This window comes from Pseudoruegeria sp. HB172150 (assembly GCF_013184805.1).
Taxonomy (GTDB): Bacteria; Pseudomonadota; Alphaproteobacteria; order Rhodobacterales; family Rhodobacteraceae; genus Psychromarinibacter.
In genome coordinates this window covers 1,873,999-1,893,369 of the sequence record NZ_JAATNG010000001.1, presented here as the reverse complement: position 1 = coordinate 1,893,369, position 19,371 = coordinate 1,873,999, and the positions used below count along the sequence as shown (strand labels likewise).

The window sequence follows — 19,371 nt, the reverse complement described above, 5'->3', positions numbered from 1 at the left end:
ACCCCGGTCAAGAAGGCTTGCATCGCCCGCGCGGCAGACGGCAAAAGAGGCAAACGCGACTGCCAGTACAGGGACAACCGTGGCCCAACCAGACATCCTTTGCATCGGTGCCGTCCTCTGGGACGTGATCGGCCGCGCCACCCGCGTCATGCAGCTCTCGAACGACGTGCCGGGCCGGATCACCCGGCTGCCCGGCGGCGTCGCCATGAACATCGCGATGACACTGCGCCGCTTCGGCCTGACCCCTGCCCTGCTCACCGCCATTGGCCGCGACCCCGAGGGCGATGAACTCCTTGCCGCCTGCGCCCGCCTCGGCCTCGATACAAGCCATGTCTACCGGTCCGAGGACCTGCCGACAGACCGCTATATGGCAATCGAAGGCTCCAACGGCCTGATCGCTGCCATTGCCGATGCCCATTCACTGGAAGCCGCCGGTGCCAAGATCCTCGCGCCGCTGACCGACGGCCCGCTGGGATCGCGCGACGCACCATACCAGGGCACAATCGCGCTCGATGGCAACCTGACCCGCGACCTGCTGGCCGAGATAGCGCAAAGCCCGGCCTTCGCCGCCGCCGACCTGCGCATCGCCCCCGCCAGCCCCGGCAAGGCCGAACGCCTGCTACCGCTCCTCGGCGTCCGGGGTGCCACGCTCTACGTCAATCTCGAAGAGGCCGGCCTGATCTGCGCCGAACCCTTCGCCGATGCCGAAACCGCCGCCCAGGCGATGCGAAAGCGCGGTGCCGCCCGCGTGCTGGTAACCAACGGCGGCAAACCCGCCGCCATGGCCGCGCCCGAAGGCATCCTCACCGCCTGCCCGCCCGAGGTCATGGTGACCCGTGTGACCGGCGCAGGAGACACCTTCATGGCCGCCCATATCGCCGCCGAACTCGACGGCGCGGCTGGCACCGACGCGCTCGACCGCGCCCTCCAGGCCGCCGCCGCCCACATTTCAGGAGACGCTGCCGGATGACCGACCTTCACTTCTCGCCGGAAGTCTCGGACGCCAAAGCGAAAAACGCGCCCATCGTCGCGCTTGAGTCGACGATCATCACCCACGGCATGCCCTATCCGCAGAACGTCGAGACCGCCCGTCTGGTCGAGGACGACATCCGCGCGGCCGGCGCCACGCCCGCCACCATCGCGATCCTCGACGGCAGGCTCCACATCGGCCTCACACCGGGCCAGCTGGAAACGCTCGCGCAAGCCCAAAACGTCCTGAAACTGTCCCGCGCCGATCTCGCCGTCGCCCTCGCCACGGGCCGCACCGGCGCCACCACCGTCGCCGCGACGATGATCGCAGCCCACGCCGCCGGGATCTCCGTCTTCGCCACCGGCGGCATCGGCGGCGTCCACAAGGGCGCCGAGACCAGCTTCGACATCTCAGCCGACCTCCGCGAACTCTCCGAAACCCCCGTCACGGTCGTCGCGGCCGGTGCCAAGGCCATCCTCGACATTCCCAAGACGCTCGAAGTTCTCGAAACCCTCGGCGTCCCGGTCATCGCCTGCGGGCAGGACGATTTCCCCGCCTTCTGGTCCCGCAGTTCCGGCCTGACTTCGCCGCTGCGCCTCGACAGCCCCGCCGACATCGCCAGATCCCAGCTCACCCGCACGGCCCTGGGCCTCAAGGGCGGCCAGCTCATCGCCAATCCGATCCCGGAAGACGCCGAAATCCCCGCCGAAACCATGCGCACCGCCATCGACGCCGCCAATGCCGAGGCAGCCGAGCAGGGCATCACCGGCAAGGCCGTCACACCCTTCCTGCTGGATCGGATCTTCCACCTGACCGAAGGCGCCTCGCTGACCGCCAACATCGCGCTGGTGCGCAACAATGCACGGCTCGCCGCCGCCATCGCCAAAGAAATGTGCGTTGCCGCCAGATAATTACACAGCCGTGCTGCCGGAACATTGTTAGCGCCCTGCAAAGTGCCTATCTTCAGGTCGACAAACGCAGCTGCTGACGCGACATGACCCAATCGCCATTGCCACCCCCGGGAGAGAGCCTACCTCCCCCCCGGCCAAGACGCAGGATGTTCGGTGCCCTGCGCACCTCGTTTCTGACGGGTCTCGTCGTCATCGCGCCCATCGGCCTGACGATGTGGCTGCTCTGGACGGTGATCGGCTGGGTCGACGGCTTCGTTCTGCCCTTCGTACCGAACGCTTATCAGCCAGAGAACATCCTACGCACCGTCTTCGGCATCGACGCGCCGGTGAACATCCGCGGCGTCGGCGTGGTGATGTTCCTGATCTTCACGGTCTTCGTCGGCTGGATGGCCAAGGGCATCATCGGCCGCTCGATGATCAACTACGCCGAAAGCCTCGTCGACCGGATGCCGATCGTCCGCTCGATCTACAACGGCCTCAAACAGATCGCCGAAACGGTGTTCTCCCAGACGGAATCGAACTTCGAAACCGCCTGCCTCGTGCAGTATCCGCGTCCGGGCATCTGGGCGATCGCCTTCATTTCGACCACCGCCAAGGGCGAGATCAACAGCCGCATCCCGATAGACGACACCCTGATGTCCGTGTTCCTCCCGACAACGCCGAACCCGACCTCCGGCTTCCTGCTCTTCGTGCCCCGCAAGGACGTCATCGAACTGGACATGACGGTGGAGGACGCAGCAAAGCTGGTGATCTCCGCAGGGCTCGTCTATCCGAACGGCCACGTGCCGCCGGTGGAACCCGCCAAGCTCCCGGAAAAAGAGCGCGAGAAACTCAGCGCCTGAGCGTGTCCCGAGGCACCACCTTGTACAGTGCGTGCCCCGCCTACTGGCTGGTCCAGCCCCCGTCCGCCGAAATCGTGGTCCCGGTGATCTGCGAGGCCGCGTCCGAACACAGGAACAGGGCGATGCCGCCGATCTGTTCCACCGTCACGAATTCCTTCGACGGCTGCTTCAGCAGGATCACCTTCTCGATCGCCTCGTCTTCCGAGATCCCGTATTCCTTCGCCGTGTCGGGGATCTGCGCCTCGACCAGCGGCGTCAGCACGTAACCCGGACAGATCGCGTTGCAGGTGATCGGCTCCTTCGCCGTCTCCAGCCCAATCACCTTGGTCATGCCGACAACGCCATGCTTGGCGGTGACATAGGCCGACTTGAACGGCGACGCGCGCAGCCCGTGCGCCGAAGCGATGTTGATTACCCTGCCCCACCCGGCCTTGCGCATCATCGGCAGCGCGGCGGCGGTGCAATGAAAGGAAGAGTTCATGTTGATCGCAATGATTGCGTCCCATTTCTCTTCGGGAAACTCGTCGATCGGCGCCACGTGCTGGATGCCGGCGTTGTTGACGAGGATATCGCAGGTGCCGGCCTGCGCGATCAGCGCGCGGCACTCCGCACCCTTGGACATGTCCGCCTTTATATAGCGCGCGTTGACGCCGAATTCCTTGCCCAGTTCCGCCGCCAGCGCGTGATCTTCTTCGTTGTCGGTGAACGAGTTCAGCACCACGTCCGCCCCGGCCTCCGCCAGCGCCCGCGCCACGCCCAGCCCGATACCCGAGTTCGAGCCGGTAACGACGGCGGTCTTTCCCTTCAGACTCATGAAAGCTCTCCCATGCTTCGTTGCGGCGCAGCATACAGGCGGGCCTTGCGATGAAAACCGGCAATGATTGCGTAGTCTCGCGCAAGTGATGGGCCGGATTGCGAAGGTCGGTTTTTCAGACTGCGCCAGCCTGATAGCAAGCCCGCGATTCTCCTTCTCGAAGTCAAAGGAGCTTCCCGGTGGCGCGTTTCTGAAATGCCCAAAAAAAACGCCCGCACGAAGCGGGCGTTAAGTTATTGAGGCAGGTTTCATACAGGCAAGAAACCTATCGAGCAGTGCACCCTTTATACGCGCTTAACTGCTGGGGTCAAAGGTAAAAGTTTGAAATGCCAGACGCCTGCCGGTAGATTCGCGCAAAAAGCACCGGCGGAGCAGAAGGATTGTTGCCGAAATGAAACGTAACCCCCACCTCCTGGGACTGGCCTTCGGGGCAGTTTCGGCTGCGCTACTTTCAATTGGCCAGATAAGTGCCGAACCAATGCATGGCATAGCTATGTACGGCGATCCTGCGCTGCCACCAGATTTCGAGGCGTTTCCATATGCCAACCCTGATGCACCGATAGGTGGCCGCATCATTACGGGCGAAGTCGGCAGTTTCGACAGCCTCAATCCTTACATCCGCAAGGGAACGGTTCCCTGGCAGCTCCGCTTCCTGACCGCGGACACGCTAATGGCCCGGAATTGGGATGAACCGTTCACGCTGTACGGTCTTCTCGCCGAATCGGTGGAGACGGACCCGGAGCGGACCTGGGTCGAATTCACCCTCCGGCCCGAGGCGGAATTCTCCGACGGCTCGCCCGTAACCGTCGAAGACGTGCTGTGGTCCTTCGAGACTCTCGGCACAATCGGTCACCCCCGCTATGCCGGCGCCTGGACCAAGATCGAAAAGGCCGAAGCCGTCGATGAGCACACGGTGCGCTTCACCTTCAACACCGAGGACCGCGAGCTTCCGCTCATCCTCGGCCTGCGCCCGATCCTGAAAAAGGCGCAGTGGGAGGGCAAGGATTTCGCCGAGTCGGGCCTCGACGAGATCCCGATCACCTCGTCCCCCTACAGGATCGACGATTTCGAGGCCGGCCGCTTCGTATCGCTCAAACGCAACCCGGATTACTGGGGCTGGGACCTGCCGGTCTGGAACGGCCACGCAAATCTGGACGAGGTGCGCATGGAGTTCTTCTCCGACGGCACCGCCCAGTTCGAAGCCTTCAAGGCCGGTGAACTGAACTCCAACCGCGAATTCAACGCCGCGAAATGGGAAGATCAGTATAACTTCCCCGCCATCACATCCGGCGATGTGATCAAGTCCGTCGTGCCGCATGGCCGGCCCTCGGGAATTACCGGCTTCGTCATGAACACCCGCCGCGACCTGTTTTCCGACTGGAAAGTTCGCGACGCGCTGATCCACGCCTTCAATTTCGAGTTCATCAACAAGACCCAGACCGGCGGCCAGCAGCCACGGATCACGTCCTATTTCTCCAACTCGATCCTCGGCATGGATCACGGCCCCGCCGAGGGCCAGGTGCGCGCGTTCCTGGAGCCCTACGCCGACAGCCTGCTGCCCGGCGCGCTCGAAGGCTATGAACTTCCCGTATCCGACGGCACCGTCCGCAACCGCGCCAACATCGCCAAAGCACAGGACCTGCTGGCCGAGGCAGGCTGGACCGTCGAAAACGGTGTGCTGGTTGACGAGGGCGGCAATCCCTTCGAGTTCGAACTGCTGCTGTCGATCGGATCCTCCGAAGAGGAAGCCTTCGCCAATATCTATGCAGAGGCGCTGTCGCGTCTGGGCATCGATGTCACGATCAACATCATCGACAAGGCCCAGTACAACGAGCGTATGCGGAATTACGATTTCGACATGACCTACTACCGGGTCGGCGTCTCGCTCAGCCCCGGCAACGAGCAATATGGCTACTGGGGGTCCGCCGGCGTCACCGAGCCCGACAGCAAGAACTGGATGGGCATGGATTCCCCCGCCGCCGATGCGCTGATCGGAGAGATCCTGACCGCCGAGTCCACCGACGGCTTCATCGCCGCGACCAAGGCGCTGGACAGGGTCCTGACCACGGGCCGCTACGTGATCCCCTTCTATCAGTTCAACACCAGCCGTCTGGCGCATGCCAGGGAACTGCATTATCCGGAGCATGTTCCGATTTATGGCGACTGGCTGGACTGGCAGCCGCTCGTCTGGTGGTGGGAAGAAGAATAAGAATATGAAACGCACTCTGTTGATTGTCGCGCTGCTTTCGGCGCTGGCCGCCTGCAACACCGTCGAAGGTGTTGGCGAGGATATCTCGGCCAGCGCGCGGACCGTCAGAAACACCTTCTGACGCCGCGGTCAGCGGCCAGGAACGCGGATCCATCCGTACAAAAGAGGGCCCTTGCGAGGGCCCTCTTGCATTTGAAGCGCCAGGCAAGGATACAGGCCGCACTGTTATATCAACGATCCTTGATATGACATGAATTTGTTACACAGGACCTGTAGCGCGGCCCGCATGAACATACTCGTACTCTGTACCGGCAACTCCGCCCGTTCGATTCTGCTTGAATCGCTTCTCAACGATCTCGGCCAGGGCCGGGTGACCGCCTATTCCGCCGGCTCGAAACCGGCGGGCCAGGTCCATCCCGGCGCGCTCTCCCTGCTGCAGCAGCAGGAGCATCCGGCCACCGGCCTCCGCTCCAAAAGCTGGGACGAATTCGCCGAACCCGGCGCGCCCGAAATGGATGCGGTCATCACCGTCTGCGGCAATGCCGCCAACGAGACCTGCCCCTACTGGCCCGGCGCCCCGGTGCGCGGCCACTGGGGCGTGGAGGATCCCGCCGCCGCCACACCGGACGAACAGCCGCAGGCGTTTTCCGACGCCTACGCCACCCTGCGCCGCCGCGCCGAATCCTTCCTCGACCACCCGGTCGAGACGATGGATCCCGGCGAGCTGAAGGCGCTGATCGGCCGGGTGGGCAAGGTCGCATGAGCCAGAAACTCTGGGCCGAATTCATCGGCACCGCCTTCCTCCTGATCGGCGTCGTCGGCTCCGGCATCATGGCCGAGGCGCTGGCCGGCGGGAACATCGCCGTGGCGCTGCTGGCGAACGCCATCGCCACCGGCTGCGTCCTTTACGTGATCATCACCATCCTCGGCCCGATCTCCGGCGCGCATTTCAACCCGGCGGTCACGCTGGTCTTCTGGCTGCGGGGCGAGATCGCGACCAGCGCCGCCCTGACCTATGTCGCGGTGCAGATCGTCGGCGGCATCCTCGGCGTCTGGATGGCGCACATGATGTTCGATCTCGAAATCCTGCAGCTCTCGCAAAAGGCCCGCACCGGCCCGCCGCAATGGTTCGCCGAGATCGTCGCCACCTTCGGCCTCGTCTTCGTCATCCTCGGTGGCATCCGTCACCGGCCCGAGGCGGTGCCGACCATCGTCGCCCTCTACATCACCGGCGCCTACTGGTTCACTGCCTCCACCAGCTTCGCCAACCCCGCCGTCACCATCGCGCGCTCGCTGACCGACACCTTCGCCGGCATCTTTCCCGGCCACATGCCGCTCTTCATCGTCGCCCAGTGCATCGGCGCGACGCTCGCCTGGCTGGTCGGCGCGCGACTGTTCCGCCCCGCCTGAATGTGATCGCGCCCCGCGCAGGGGCGCTTGCATCGCCGCCGCCCGGGCCCTATCGGACAGGTTCATGGACGCCGTCTTCGATCAGGGCCCGCCGCCTCCCTGCCCGGCCAGGTTCAACCTCGCCGCCTACGTCCTCGCGCTGGCCCCCGAGATCCCCGACAAGATCGCCCTCGCCGTCCTGTCCCCCTCCGGCGCGCAGCGCTGGTCCTACGCCAGACTCGAAGCGGCGGTCCGCGGCACCGCCGCCGGCCTCCTCGACCGCGGCCTGCAGCCCGGCGACCGCGTCTTCATGCGCCTCGGCAACACCGTCGAGTTCCCGATCACTTTCCTCGCCGCCCTCGCCGCCGACCTGATCCCGGTTCCCACCTCCGCGCTCCTCACCGCGCCCGAGGTCACCAAGATCGCCAACGAGATCGCCCCCGCCCTCATCGTCGCCGAGCCCGGCCTGTCTCTCCCTGACCCGGTCCCCTGCCCGGTCATCGGCACAGACACCCTCGCCACCTTCCATGACCTGCCGCCTGCCGAATACGCCATCGGCGACCCGAACCGCCCCGGCTACATCATCTACACCTCCGGCACCTCCGGCAGCCCCCGCGCCGTGACCCACGCGCATCGCGCCATCTGGGCGCGGCGGCTGATGTGGTCCGGCTGGTACGGTCTCCGCCCCGATGACCGCCTGCTCCATGCCGGCGCGTTCAACTGGACCTACACGCTCGGCACCGGCCTCCTCGACCCGTGGTCCATCGGCGCCACCGCCCTGATCCCCGGCAAGGGCGTCACCCCGGCCCAGCTGCCGCTGCTCCTGAAACGCCACGACGCGACGATCTTCGCCGCCGCCCCCGGCGTCTACCGCCAGCTCCTGCGCCACCCGGTGCCGCAGCTTCCGAAGCTCCGCCACGGCCTTTCTGCCGGCGAAAAGCTTCCCGACACCACTCGCGCTCACTGGCAGGAGGCCACGGGCACGCAGATCCACGAGGCCTTCGGCATGTCCGAATGCTCCACCTTCGTCTCCGGCGCCCCGTCACATCCCGCCCAGGACGGCACGCTCGGCTACCCCCAGCCGGGCCGCCGCGTCGCTGTTCTCGGCGAAAACGGCCCCGTCGAAGCAGACCAGCCCGGAACCCTTGCCGTCTCCAGCCGCGATCCCGGCCTGATGCTCGGTTACTGGGGCCAGCCCGAGGAAACCGCCGCCCGCTACAATGGCGGGTGGTTCCTGACCGGCGACACCGTCTCGATGAACGCGGACGGCGCCATCACCTATCTCGGCCGCTCCGACGACATGATGAATGCCGGCGGCGTCCGCGTATCGCCCATCGAGGTCGAAACCGCCCTGAACGCGCATCCCGGCATCCACGAATGCGCCGCCGCCGAGGTGCGCGTGAAATCCGACACGACCGTCATCGCCGCCTTCTACACTGCCGACAGCGACCTCGACCCAGCAGAGCTCGACCGGTTTGCCTCTCGCAGCCTCGCACGCTACAAGGCCCCCCGCATCTACCACCGGGTGGCGGCTCTGCCGAAAAACCCTAACGGCAAGATCCAGCGCCGGAAGCTTCGCGCCGAATGGGAGGCCGAACATGATCAAGCTTGATATCATCTCCGATCCGATCTGCCCGTGGTGCTACATCGGCAAGACCAACCTCGACCGCGCGCTGGAACAGGTGCCCGACCACCCGTTCGAGATCGAATGGCACCCGTTCATGCTGAACCCCGACATGCCCGAGGGCGGCATGGACCGGAAAGAGTATCTGGAACTGAAATTCGGCGGCCGTCAGGGCGCCATCGACGCCTACGCGCCCATCGTCGACGCTGCCGAAAAAGCCGGTCTCAAGATCGACTTCGCCGGCATTCAGCGGACGCCCAGCACGGTCGACGCCCACCGCCTGATCCACTGGGCCGGGATCGAAGGCCGCCAGACCGCCGTCGTCTCCTCGCTGTTCCGGGCCTATTTCACCGAGGCGCGCGACATCGGCGATATCGACGTGCTCTCCGACATCGCCGACAGCTGCGGCCTCGACGCCGCGATGATCCGCCAGCTTCTGCAGGGCGACGCCGACAGGGAAGACATTCGCGCGCGCGACCGCTGGGCTCGCGAACACGGCGTCTCGGGCGTTCCCACATTCGTCGTCGGTCAGCGCCACGCGGTGCCCGGCGCGCAGCCGCCGGAACTCTGGGTGCAGGTGATCGAGGAACTCAAGACTTCCGCAGAATAAGCAGGCCGCAGGCGGCAATTCGCGGTTTTCCAACCCCGCCGAAACAGCCGCTCCCTGCCCGTTCCGGCCAGTTACATGACTCCGGCATCTTTCTCTGGCAGCTGCCATTCAATGTGGTAGACGGCCCTCATGCCGACAAAGCCGCTCCCTCTTCCGGAATTCATCATCCTGACGGCCATGATCATGGCCTCGGTGGCATTCTCCATCGACTCGATGCTCCCGGCGATGACGGCCATTGCCGAGGAGCTTACACCCGACGCCCCGAACCGCGCGCAGCTGATCATCACCAGCTTTGTCCTCGGCATGGGCGTCGGTACGCTGTTCACCGGCCCGCTCTCCGACCGGTTCGGCCGCAAGCCCGTGGTCCTGTTCGGCTTCGTCCTCTATTTCTTCGGCGCGTTCCTGTCCTGGGCGGCGCCCACGCTGGAACTCGTCCTCCTGGCCCGTGTGTTTCAGGGCATCGGCGCCGCTGGCCCGCGCATCGCGATCCTCGCCATCGTCCGCGACCAGTTCGAGGGGCGCCGCATGGCGCAGGTCATGTCCTTCGCGATGATGGTCTTCACGCTCGTTCCCGCGGTTGCTCCGCTGATGGGCTCGTTCATCATCGACGCCATAGGCTGGCGAGGCATTTTCCTGGCGTACATGGCCTGGGCGGTCGCGATCCTCGTCTGGGTGGCCGTGCGGCAAGGCGAGACCCTTCATCCCGAAGACCGGCGTCCGTTTCGGCTGAACACGATCGTTCGCGGATCCATTGAAATCCTCTCGATCAGGGCCGTCACCGTCACCATCGCGATCCTGGCGTTGGTTTTCGGCGTGCTGTTCGGCACGCTCTCCACGGTCCAGCCGATCTTCGCCCAGACCTTTGGCGCCGAAGAGAGCTTTCCGAAATGGTTCGGTGGCATTTCGCTGATCTCGGCGGGCGCAAGCTTCCTCAATGCCCGGATAGTGGTGCAGATCGGCATGCGCGCCGTGATCCGCTGGACGCTCTGGACAGAGCTCGCCATATCCACGCTCATTGCCGTGATCGCACTCACCGGGGCATTCGAAGGCACCGCCTATTTTATCCTCTTTCTGATCTGGATCCAGAGCATCTTCTTCATGGCCGGGCTCTGCATCGGCAACCTGAACGCGCTGGCGATGGAACCTCTCGGGCACCTTGCCGGTCTCGGTGCCTCGCTGATCAGCGCAATCGCCACGGTCGCCGCGGTCGCCGTCGCCGCCCCCATCGGCCTCAGCTTCGATGGCACGCCCATCTCGCTCGCCGTCGGCACGGCGCTCTGCTGCGCCGGAAGCCTGGCCCTGATGCAGTTGCTGGGCCCATCGACTCACACCGCGCCGACGACGGATCCCGCAGCCTGACAGGCCCCGTTTTGGGCCGTGCCCACTATCATCTCGCGCGGATTCCCGCCTGCACGATTCCGGAATACGGCTAATTTCAAAGCGAAAATTAATATGCGTTTAGCAAATACCTGCTTTGCGCATGTTTTTTCTGGTATTCGGCCAAAGACATGTTACCTCCGGCTCCATGACCAGTAAGAAGCTTTCACAACCCGAATTCATTGCCCTCATCGCGATGATGATCGCGTCGGCGGCCTTTGCCGTCGATTCCATGTTGCCCGCCCTCACCGAGATTTCCGCCACCCTGACCCCGGACAACCCGAACCGGGCGCAGCTGATCATCACCAGCTTCGTCTTCGGCATGGGGATCGGCACGCTGTTCAGCGGCCCGCTCAGCGACACCTTCGGCCGCAAGCCAGTGATCCTCGCGGGCATGACACTCTACGTCGCCGGCGCGCTTCTCTGCTACTTCGCGCCCACGCTCGAACTCCTGCTCGCCGCCCGCGTGATCCAGGGGCTGGGTGCTTCCGCGCCGCGCGTCGCCGCGCTGGCGCTTGTACGCGACACCTATGAAGGCCGCCGCATGGCGCAGATCATGTCCTTCGCGATGATGGTCTTCACCCTGATCCCGGCCATAGCGCCTCTCACCGGCCAGATGATCATCGCCGTCGCCGACTGGCGCGCGATCTTCCTCGGCTACGTCGCCTTCGCTGGCGTGGTCGCGCTCTGGCTCGGCCTGCGCCAGCCCGAAACGCTGATCCCCGAGAACCGCCGCGACCTGCGCCCCCGGGACCTCGCTGCCGGCGTGCGCGAGATCCTCGGCAACCGCCTCGTTTCCCTGACCATCGGCGCGCAGGCCTTCGTCTTCGCGGTCATGTTCACGCTGATCTCCACCGCCGAGCCGATCTTTGTCCAGGTCTTCGACCGCGGCGACACCTTCCCCTACTGGTTCGGCATGCTCGCCCTGCTCTCCGCGGGCGGAAGCTTCCTCAACACCCGCCTCGTGATGCGCTTCGGCATGCGCCGCATCGCGATGACGGCGATGGCGGTGCAATGCGTCATGTCCTTCACGATGACCGCGATCATCCTGACCGGCGCCCTTACCGGCAACGCCTATTTCGCGGCGTTCATCGTGTGGATGCTGTCGATCTTCCTGATGGGCGGCCTCTGCATCGGCAACCTCAACGCGCTGGCGATGGAGCCGCTGGGCCGCATGGCCGGCCTCGGCGCCTCTGTCATCGGCGCGCTCGCCACCATCGGCGCCGTGATCATCGCCGTTCCCATCGGCCAGGCCTTCAACGGCACCCCGCTTGCCCCGGCGATGGGCGCGCTGATCTGCTACGCGATGGGCCTCTCGCTGCTGTCCCGCCAGGGCACCGAGCCGAGCGGTGCGGAACCGATCCCGGCAGAGATCACGCCCGCCGAATGACCTATGCTCAGGCGGCCTTCTCCGCCTGAGCGAACTTCGCCAGATCCTGCGCGATGGCATAAGCACCCTGGATCCGGTCCTTCGTCCCCTTCCAGTCGCGCCGCACGATGATCTTGTTGTCCTTCACCCGCGCCAGCCCGTTCTGCGCCTTGATGAAGTCCACCAGCCCGGCGGGATTGGCGTACTTGTCGTTGTGGAACTGGATCGTCGCCCCCTTCGGCCCGCCATCCAGCTTCGCGATCCCGGCCCGCTTGCACATGTCCTTGATCCGCACGATCAGCAGCAGCATGTTGACCTCTTTCGGCAGCTTGCCGAACCGGTCGATCAGCTCCGCCGCGAAGCCTTCCAGCTCCACCTTCGAGTGCAGCTCCGACAGCCGCCGGTACAGCCCGAGCCGTACATCAAGATCCGGCACGTAATCCTCTGGAATCAGGACAGGAACGCCAAGGTTGATCTGCGGCGCCCATTGGTCGCCGCCCGCATCGGTCAGCCCCTCCAGCTCGCCAGACTTGATCTTGGCAATCGCCTCTTCCAGCATCGACTGGTACAGCTCGTACCCGACCTCGTTGATGTTCCCCGACTGCTCCTCGCCTAGCAGGTTCCCGGCGCCACGAATATCCAGATCCTGCGAGGCCAAGGTGAACCCGGCCCCCAGCGAATCCAGCGACCCCAGCACCCGCAACCGCTTTTCGGCGGTCGCGGTCAGCTTCGCGCGCGGCTTCGTCGTCAGATAGGCATAGGCCCGCGTCTTCGACCGTCCGACGCGCCCCCGGATCTGGTACAGCTGCGCCAGCCCGAACATGTCCGCACGGTGAACGACCATCGTGTTCGCCGTCGGGATATCCAGCCCCGACTCGACGATCGTCGTCGCCAGCAGCACATCGTACTTGCCGTCATAGAACGCGTTCATCCTGTCATCGAGCTGCCCGGCCGCCATCTGCCCGTGCGCGGTGACAAATGTCACCTCCGGCACCTGTTCCTTCAGGAATTCCTCGATCTCCGGCAGGTCGGAGATCCGCGGCACCACATAGAACGACTGTCCGCCCCGGTAATGCTCGCGCAACAGCGCCTCGCGGATCGTCACCGCGTCGAATTCGCTCACATAGGTCCGGATCGCCAGCCGGTCCACCGGCGGCGTGCCGATGATGCTCAGATCCCGCACACCCGTCAGCGACAGCTGCAGCGTCCTCGGAATCGGCGTCGCGGTCAGAGTCAGCACGTGCACGTCCGACCGCAGCTCCTTCAGCCGTTCCTTGTGGTTCACGCCGAAATGCTGCTCCTCGTCGATGACCAGCAGCCCCAGGTCCTTGAACCTCACGCCCTTCGCCAGCAGGGCATGCGTCCCGATGACGATGTCGCAGGTCCCGCGCGACACAGCATCCCGCGCCGCCGCCGCGTCCTTGGCGGAAACGAAGCGTGACAGCTGCCGCACCTCCACAGGGAAGCCCCGGAACCGCTCGGCAAAGCTCTTGTAATGCTGCCGCGCCAGCAGCGTCGTCGGCGCGATCACCGCCACCTGCTTGCCGGACAACGCGGCGACGAAGGCGGCGCGCATCGCCACCTCGGTCTTGCCGAATCCGACATCGCCGCAGACCAGCCGATCCATCGGCCGCCCTGCCCCAAGATCCTCCAGCACATCGACAATGGCCGATAGCTGATCGTCGGTTTCCTGATACGGGAATCGCGCGGAGAACGCGTCCCACATCCCTTCGGGCGGTTCCATGATCGGTGCGCGGCGCAGCTCCCGCTCGGCGGCGATCCGGATCAGCCGGTCCGCCATCTCGCGGATCCGCTCCTTCAGCTTCGCCTTTTTCGCCTGCCACGCCCCGCCGCCCAGCCGGTCCAGCAGCCCTTCCTCGTGGCCGTAGCGGGACAGCAGTTCGATATTCTCGACCGGCAGGAACAGCCTGTCACCGCCGGAATATTCCAGCGCGATGCATTCGTGCGGCGCCCCAAGCGCCGTCACCACTTCCAGCCCGGTGTAGCGCCCGATACCGTGATCCACGTGCACGATCAGGTCGCCCGGCGACAGAGACTGCGCTTCGGTCAGGAAGTTCTCGGCCCGTCGTTTCTTCTTCGGTGCGCGGATCAGCCGGTCGCCCAGGATGTCCTGCTCGGCGATCACCGTCATGTCCGACGTGGTGAACCCGGTTTCCAGCGGCCACACGGTCAGCGCCGGCCCGGTCAGGTCCACCAGTTCACCGGCGCGCGCGACATGCTCGGTCCCGGTAATGTCGTGATCCTGCAGCAGATGCCCCAGCCGTTCCGCCGAACCTTCGGAATAGGCGGCCAGAACAACCGGCCCTGCCTTCATCCGCGCGCGAACATGGTCGGCCACCGCCCCGAAAAGGCTGATGGATTCCTGTTGCCGTTCCGGCGAGAAGTTTCGCCCGATCCGCCCTCCGGCATCCACGACCGAGGGCCCCGTCGCCTGCGGCAGCGGGTTGAACTGCAGCACCCGTCGCGCCCCCAGCGCCGCGTCCCAAGCGGCATCGTCGAGGTACAGCAATCCCGGCGGGCACGGCTTGTAGACCGTGTCCATCCGGTTCTTCTGCTGCATCGCATGAACGCGGGTCTCGTACTGGTCGACGATCCCCTCCCAGCGCGAGGTTCGCGCCGGCCCGACCTGATCGTCCAGGCAGACGGACGCACCCGGCAGATAGTCGAACAGCGTTTCCAGCGACTCGTGGAAGAACGGCAGCCAGTGCTCCATGCCCTGATGCTTGCGTCCCGCGCTCACCGCCTCGTAAAGCGGATCGTCGGTACCAGCCGCGCCGAACTCGATGCGGTAATTCTGCCGGAAGCGGGTGATTGCGGCCTCGTCGAGGATCACCTCGGACACCGGCGCTAGTTCCACGGTTTCCAGTTTCTCGGTCGTCCGCTGCGAGATCGGGTCGAACCGCCGCGCCCCGTCCAGCACATCGCCGAACAGGTCCAGCCGCACCGGCCCGCCCTCGCCCGGCGGGTAGATATCGATGATCCCGCCCCGGACGGCGTAATCTCCCGGCTCCATAACCGTAGGCGCCTGGGTAAAGCCCATGCGAACGAGGAATTCGCGCAGCGCCTTTTCATCGACCCGGCTGTCGACCCGTGCCGTGTACGACGCCTCCTCCAGCACGCCCCGCGCCGGCACCCGCTGCGTCGCGGCGTTCAGCGTCGTCAACAGGATGAAGTTGCCGGGCATCCCCTTGACCAGCCCGGCCAGCGTCGCCATCCGGATCGCCGCGATGTCGGCATGCGGCGAAACCCGGTCATATGGCAGGCAGTCCCAGCTCGGGAAGGCGACCACAGGCATCTGCGGCGCGAAGAATTCCAGCGCCGACTGCATCGCTGCCAGCCGCTTGTCGTCGCGCGCCACGTGAATTACCGGCCCGCCGGATTTCTCCAGTTCCTGGACCAGCAGCCGGGCGTCAAAGCCCTCGGGCGCACCGCCGACGGTGATATTGGTTGTCTGGGACATGCGGACGGACGGGTAAAGGCCAGGCCGGGCATGTCAACGACAAATTGCTATTGCGATGTCCATCGGCGCTGCCGGAGCACTTGCGCTATGACGCTCGGAAGGATGAGTGCGCAAAGCAAATACCGACGAGACAGGCGCCCAGGCTCAGAAATCAATCTCCAGAACCATTCAAGTGCGAGTGCTCGCATCCACACAGGTGCGCGTCGGTGGGGCCAGGCGATGTAGTCAATTCCAGCACCGATGGAGGCGAATCCAACGTCCGGGATGATCATTCGGCCGCGTGTGGCCAGAATCTCCTGTTTCGGAACACCCAGAGCCAGGAAACAAAGACCGGCACCTGATTCAGCAATTGCGCGCAGAACGGCATCTGCCTCTGCACCCATAGGGTCAAAATCGAACGTCGGGGCAAGGCAAAGTGCAACCTGAAGACCGGGACAATTCTGAACCAGACTGCAGGCCGCCGATTTGAGCGCCGCATCCGTCGAGCCGACCAGCGCGATGGATATTCCGAGTTCGGACGCGATCTTCGCCATCGGCAAAAGCATGTCGGAACCAGTAACCAGTGAAACTGGACTGCGCCCCAACCGGGAAAGCCACACCACAGGGTTACCATCGGCGCAGATCAGATCCTGCGCGGCAATTACGCTGCAATAGCTTGGGTCGCCCCTCAGGACAGCAATATGATGTGTGTTCAAGGTAGCAAGTGTGAATCCGTCACCGGCCTCTAGGCGATTGCGGATATTCGTTAACAGATCATGCTCATTTTTGATATTAATGCAGATCTTTTGATTACTGATAAAGATACTCAAAACAAACCTCCCCTGACGCCGATAGGGATTTACTTCCCGTGATCGACAAATTTTTAGTCGGGGGTCTGCGGCGAATATTATTGTTCAACTAGGTTAGTTTGTCATCCTTAATTATAATTTGGTGAAAAATACTTCTATTGTGTTGATGTAATTTTGAAATTGTTCGTCGGCACATCTCCGCGCTTTGCACGGAAATGTATTTGTTTTCTTAATTGAGGGAGATTTCAGTCAATGCAATCGCTGCGCGGTTGCTGCCGATTCGGGCGAAACAGAAGTCAGGTGGATCAACCGCCGAGCGCGCCGGTGGTCATGTTCTGCCACATGCCCCACATGGCCGTGACGAAGATCGCGACCAGCCCGATGATCTGCACGTACAGCCTGTGCAGCCGCAATCGCCGTTGCAGCGCCTCGCCCTCCAGCCTGCGCCGCATGATGCCGCGCGCGGTCTGCAGGCTCATCACCCCCACGATCGCCAGCGGAAACAGGATCAGGAACAGCGCCTGCGCGAACTCGATCCAGTAGGCAAATCCCAGGATCGCCAGCCCCGACAGGATCGCACAGGAAATCCCCATGATCCAAAGGCCGGAGACTTCGCCGATATGCACCATCCGGTTGGTGTTGATCCGCACCAGGTCCTCTAGGTCCTGCTGCCGCTGCTCACCGTAACGCGCCGCGCTATGAACAAGGTCATAGGGCACGCCAAGCACCCAGTGGCTGGCCGAAGACCATATGACAGCAAGCCCGATCCAGTACCAGAGATTGGAAAAGGATCGCATGTCGATGAGTTCGAAAACGGTGCTGTACCAGTCCACGCTGCTCGCCCAGTCGTCTTTTGAGGCGGACCCTAGACCCCTTCTGCGGCAATTCCTAGACTTGAGCTACCTGCAATTCCCTGCGATTTCTGCCCTGTAACAATCCGACGACAGGCTTCTCATGGTTTCCGTTCCCGCCCCGTTTCCGGCCGCCCGCTTCCGCCGCCTCCGCGCCACCGACGCGCGCCGCCGACTCGTGCGCGAAAACACCCTGACCGCCGACGATTTCATCTGGCCGGTCTTCATCCGCGACGGCGAGAACGACGAAACCCCGATCCCCTCGATGCCCGGCGTCTCCCGCCTGACCATCGACCGCGTCGCAAAAGCCGCCGAAGAGGCCGCAACCCTCGGCATCCCCGCCATCTGCCTCTTCCCCTACACCGCGCAGAAGGACCGCACCGAAGACTGCGCCATGGCCTGGGACCCGGACAACCTGACCAACCGCGCCATCCGCGCCATCAAGGCCGCCGTGCCCGAGATCGCCGTGATGACCGACGTCGCCCTCGACCCCTACAACATCAACGGCCACGACGGCTTCGTGGTGGACGGCGAGATCCTGAACGACGAGACAGTCGAAGCCCTCGTGAAGATGACCCTCGCCCAGGCAGAGGCCGGCGCCGACATCATCGGCCCCTCCGACATGATGGACGGCCGCATCGGCGCCATGCGCGCCGCGCTGGAGGCCGCGGGCCACCAGAACGTCACCATCCTCTCCTACGCTGCCAAGTACGCCTCCGGCTTCTACGGCCCTTTCCGCGACGCGGTCGGCGCGTCCGGCGCGCTCACCGGCGACAAGAAAACCTACCAGATGGACCCCGGCAACACCGACGAGGCGCTGCGCCTCGTCGCCCGCGACCTGGCCGAAGGTGCCGATATGGTGATGGTCAAACCCGGCATGCCCTACCTCGACATCTGCCGCCGCGTGAAGACGGAACTGCAGGTTCCGACCTTCGCCTACCAGGTCTCCGGCGAATACGCGATGCTGGCCGGGGCCGCGCAAAACGGCTGGCTGGACGGACCCAAGGTCATGCTGGAAAGCCTTTTGTGTTTCAAAAGAGCAGGTTGCGACGGTATTCTCACATATTTCGCGCCCGAAGCCGCCCGCGCCCTCAAGGCCGGCAGCTGACGCACCCCTCAACATCTAGCGATTTGCCATTCCACCGTGCATAGAAGAAGTGACACCGTGGAAACATTCCGCTAAAGTTCCGCGCGAGCGCCGGAAAACAATGGCGCAAGAGGCAAGACGGTAGAACAAGGGCAGTACTCATGACCATCCTCCCCCGCCGTGGATTCCTGGCTGGTGCCGGCAGCGCATCGCTTCTGGCCGCCTGTGGCAATGGCGTCGGCTCCACCGGTGCAACCACGATCGACGCGCGCGTCGATCAGACGCTGAACTTCATGTATTCCAAGTATCCCGGCACCCGCGATCTGGCCGACAAGGCCAGCGGCATGCTGGTGATGCCTGTCGTGACCAAGGCGGGCCTTGGCTTCGGCGCCTCATATGGCCGCGGCGCACTGCGCGTGAACGGCGCGACGGTGGATTACTACTCCGCCGCCTCCGGCACCGTGGGCTTCCAGATCGGCGCCGCGCAATACTCCCATGTGCTGTTCTTCATGACGCCAGAGGCGCTGTCCGCCTTCCGCCGCTCGCCGGGCTGGGTGGCAGGCGCCGATATCGAATACGTGCTCAAGGAAAATGGCGAGAACCTCTCTGCCGACACAACCACCACGCTCTCCCCGGTGATCGCGGTGATCTTCGGTCAGGCTGGCCTGATCGCCGGTGCCACGCTGAAGGGCACCAAATACACTCGCATCATCCCGTAACACCGGCTCCGGCAGGGGCGCCTGCCCCCGCCAACTCAATGCAGGGTGAACTCGCCGACTACGTTCCGCCACTCTCCGGGCGAGATCATCTTGCGATGCACGAAACGCACCGAATGCAGCGGCCCCTCGATGGAGTCCTGCCAGAACTCGATGAACTTGAAGAGGTTCGGATGATCCGGCGCCAGATCGTATTCCTGCCAGATAAAGGTGTTCAGGACGCTCTGGTAATCGGGCATCCGATAGTAGAACTCCGCGGTCGTCAGGCCGTATCCCTTGAGCATAAGCTCCGTCTCGGACTGGCTCATTCTTGTGCTCCTTGACTGCTCATTG

18 protein-coding genes are annotated in these 19,371 nt (G+C 64.2%); 13 read left to right on the top strand and 5 right to left on the bottom strand.

The annotated features are described in order from the left end of the window. Positions 1-79 precede the first annotated feature (79 nt). The 3 genes from HCO70_RS09050 (at position 80) to HCO70_RS09040 (ending at position 2,723) form a co-directional block, all read left to right on the top strand. Entirely contained in the window at positions 80-970 is an 891-nt protein-coding gene (locus HCO70_RS09050; RefSeq protein WP_172295116.1) for a PfkB family carbohydrate kinase, read from the top strand. Next, the gene (locus HCO70_RS09045; RefSeq protein WP_172295114.1) at positions 967-1,881 is read left to right on the top strand and encodes a pseudouridine-5'-phosphate glycosidase; all 915 of its coding nucleotides are present in this window, start codon (positions 967-969) and stop codon (positions 1,879-1,881) included. Before HCO70_RS09050 ends, HCO70_RS09045 begins: the two co-directional genes overlap by 4 nt. A gap of 146 nt (positions 1,882-2,027) precedes the next feature. Further along, positions 2,028-2,723 carry a DUF502 domain-containing protein gene (locus HCO70_RS09040; RefSeq protein ID WP_172295112.1) on the top strand — a complete coding sequence of 232 codons (696 nt, stop codon included), beginning with the start codon at positions 2,028-2,030 and terminating at the stop codon, positions 2,721-2,723. A gap of 40 nt (positions 2,724-2,763) precedes the next feature. On the opposite strand, the gene HCO70_RS09035 is transcribed toward HCO70_RS09040, so the two are convergent. Further along, positions 2,764-3,537 (bottom strand): 3-hydroxybutyrate dehydrogenase, encoded by a 774-nt coding sequence (locus HCO70_RS09035; RefSeq protein WP_172295110.1) that lies wholly within the window; start codon positions 3,535-3,537, stop codon positions 2,764-2,766. A gap of 391 nt (positions 3,538-3,928) precedes the next feature. Between HCO70_RS09035 and HCO70_RS09030 the strand changes: the two genes are divergently transcribed. From HCO70_RS09030 to HCO70_RS08995, 8 genes are all read left to right on the top strand, one after another. Next, positions 3,929-5,746, top strand: coding sequence for an extracellular solute-binding protein (locus HCO70_RS09030; protein WP_172295108.1), 1,818 nt, complete (start codon positions 3,929-3,931; stop codon positions 5,744-5,746). Between the two features lie 4 nt (positions 5,747-5,750). Continuing rightward, positions 5,751-5,867, top strand: a complete 117-nt coding sequence (locus tag HCO70_RS09025; RefSeq protein ID WP_172295106.1) for an entericidin EcnA/B family protein — start codon at positions 5,751-5,753, stop codon at positions 5,865-5,867. A gap of 165 nt (positions 5,868-6,032) precedes the next feature. Next, positions 6,033-6,509 (top strand): arsenate reductase ArsC, encoded by a 477-nt coding sequence (locus HCO70_RS09020; protein ID WP_172295104.1) that lies wholly within the window; start codon positions 6,033-6,035, stop codon positions 6,507-6,509. Beyond that, positions 6,506-7,156 (top strand): MIP/aquaporin family protein, encoded by a 651-nt coding sequence (locus HCO70_RS09015; protein ID WP_172295103.1) that lies wholly within the window; start codon positions 6,506-6,508, stop codon positions 7,154-7,156. Before HCO70_RS09020 ends, HCO70_RS09015 begins: the two co-directional genes overlap by 4 nt. A 64-nt stretch (positions 7,157-7,220) precedes the next feature. After that, on the top strand, positions 7,221-8,747 hold the full coding sequence (locus tag HCO70_RS09010; RefSeq protein WP_172295101.1) for a class I adenylate-forming enzyme family protein: 1,527 nt from the start codon (positions 7,221-7,223) through the stop codon (positions 8,745-8,747). Beyond that, positions 8,734-9,369 (top strand): DsbA family oxidoreductase, encoded by a 636-nt coding sequence (locus tag HCO70_RS09005; protein WP_172295100.1) that lies wholly within the window; start codon positions 8,734-8,736, stop codon positions 9,367-9,369. Before HCO70_RS09010 ends, HCO70_RS09005 begins: the two co-directional genes overlap by 14 nt. Before the next feature lie 129 nt (positions 9,370-9,498). Next, on the top strand, positions 9,499-10,728 hold the full coding sequence (locus tag HCO70_RS09000) for an MFS transporter (RefSeq protein WP_172295098.1): 1,230 nt from the start codon (positions 9,499-9,501) through the stop codon (positions 10,726-10,728). A gap of 166 nt (positions 10,729-10,894) precedes the next feature. After that, positions 10,895-12,136, top strand: coding sequence for a multidrug effflux MFS transporter (locus HCO70_RS08995; protein ID WP_172295097.1), 1,242 nt, complete (start codon positions 10,895-10,897; stop codon positions 12,134-12,136). A 7-nt stretch (positions 12,137-12,143) separates the two neighbouring features. Here the strand turns inward: HCO70_RS08995 and mfd are convergent, their stop codons facing one another. The 3 genes from mfd to HCO70_RS08980 all read right to left on the bottom strand — a co-directional run bounded on the left by mfd (position 12,144) and on the right by HCO70_RS08980 (position 17,217). Further along, complete coding sequence (mfd, locus tag HCO70_RS08990; RefSeq protein ID WP_172295095.1) at positions 12,144-15,596, bottom strand: transcription-repair coupling factor; 3,453 nt, start codon at positions 15,594-15,596, stop codon at positions 12,144-12,146. Between the two features lie 47 nt (positions 15,597-15,643). Further along, complete coding sequence (locus HCO70_RS08985; protein WP_172295094.1) at positions 15,644-16,405, bottom strand: WecB/TagA/CpsF family glycosyltransferase; 762 nt, start codon at positions 16,403-16,405, stop codon at positions 15,644-15,646. Positions 16,406-16,689: 284 nt separating this feature from the next. Next, positions 16,690-17,217, bottom strand: a complete 528-nt coding sequence (locus HCO70_RS08980; RefSeq protein ID WP_172295092.1) for a component of SufBCD complex — start codon at positions 17,215-17,217, stop codon at positions 16,690-16,692. 121 nt (positions 17,218-17,338) lie between these two features. Here HCO70_RS08980 and hemB point away from each other — a divergent pair, with 121 nt between their 5' ends. Then, positions 17,339-18,343 (top strand): porphobilinogen synthase, encoded by a 1,005-nt coding sequence (gene hemB / locus HCO70_RS08975; protein WP_172295091.1) that lies wholly within the window; start codon positions 17,339-17,341, stop codon positions 18,341-18,343. 140 nt (positions 18,344-18,483) lie between these two features. Beyond that, positions 18,484-19,041 carry a YSC84-related protein gene (locus tag HCO70_RS08970; protein ID WP_172295089.1) on the top strand — a complete coding sequence of 186 codons (558 nt, stop codon included), beginning with the start codon at positions 18,484-18,486 and terminating at the stop codon, positions 19,039-19,041. A 35-nt stretch (positions 19,042-19,076) separates the two neighbouring features. Here the strand turns inward: HCO70_RS08970 and HCO70_RS08965 are convergent, their stop codons facing one another. After that, entirely contained in the window at positions 19,077-19,346 is a 270-nt protein-coding gene (locus tag HCO70_RS08965; protein ID WP_172295088.1) for an usg protein, read from the bottom strand. Positions 19,347-19,371 lie beyond the last annotated feature (25 nt).

What these genes read in the sequence shown, in the direction of transcription:
- HCO70_RS09045 (WP_172295114.1), top strand. Translation starts at nt 967, where the DNA reads ATGACCGACCTTCACTTCTCGCCGGAAGTCTCGGACGCCAAAGCGAAA.
- HCO70_RS09040 (WP_172295112.1), top strand. Translation starts at nt 2,028, where the DNA reads ATGTTCGGTGCCCTGCGCACCTCGTTTCTGACGGGTCTCGTCGTCATC.
- HCO70_RS09035 (WP_172295110.1), bottom strand. Translation starts at nt 3,537, where the DNA reads ATGAGTCTGAAGGGAAAGACCGCCGTCGTTACCGGCTCGAACTCGGGT.
- HCO70_RS09030 (WP_172295108.1), top strand. Translation starts at nt 3,929, where the DNA reads ATGAAACGTAACCCCCACCTCCTGGGACTGGCCTTCGGGGCAGTTTCG.
- HCO70_RS09025 (WP_172295106.1), top strand. Translation starts at nt 5,751, where the DNA reads ATGAAACGCACTCTGTTGATTGTCGCGCTGCTTTCGGCGCTGGCCGCC.
- HCO70_RS09020 (WP_172295104.1), top strand. Translation starts at nt 6,033, where the DNA reads ATGAACATACTCGTACTCTGTACCGGCAACTCCGCCCGTTCGATTCTG.
- HCO70_RS09015 (WP_172295103.1), top strand. Translation starts at nt 6,506, where the DNA reads ATGAGCCAGAAACTCTGGGCCGAATTCATCGGCACCGCCTTCCTCCTG.
- HCO70_RS09010 (WP_172295101.1), top strand. Translation starts at nt 7,221, where the DNA reads ATGGACGCCGTCTTCGATCAGGGCCCGCCGCCTCCCTGCCCGGCCAGG.
- HCO70_RS09005 (WP_172295100.1), top strand. Translation starts at nt 8,734, where the DNA reads ATGATCAAGCTTGATATCATCTCCGATCCGATCTGCCCGTGGTGCTAC.
- HCO70_RS09000 (WP_172295098.1), top strand. Translation starts at nt 9,499, where the DNA reads ATGCCGACAAAGCCGCTCCCTCTTCCGGAATTCATCATCCTGACGGCC.
- HCO70_RS08995 (WP_172295097.1), top strand. Translation starts at nt 10,895, where the DNA reads ATGACCAGTAAGAAGCTTTCACAACCCGAATTCATTGCCCTCATCGCG.
- mfd (WP_172295095.1), bottom strand. Translation starts at nt 15,596, where the DNA reads ATGTCCCAGACAACCAATATCACCGTCGGCGGTGCGCCCGAGGGCTTT.
- hemB (WP_172295091.1), top strand. Translation starts at nt 17,339, where the DNA reads ATGGTTTCCGTTCCCGCCCCGTTTCCGGCCGCCCGCTTCCGCCGCCTC.
- HCO70_RS08970 (WP_172295089.1), top strand. Translation starts at nt 18,484, where the DNA reads ATGACCATCCTCCCCCGCCGTGGATTCCTGGCTGGTGCCGGCAGCGCA.
- HCO70_RS08965 (WP_172295088.1), bottom strand. Translation starts at nt 19,346, where the DNA reads ATGAGCCAGTCCGAGACGGAGCTTATGCTCAAGGGATACGGCCTGACG.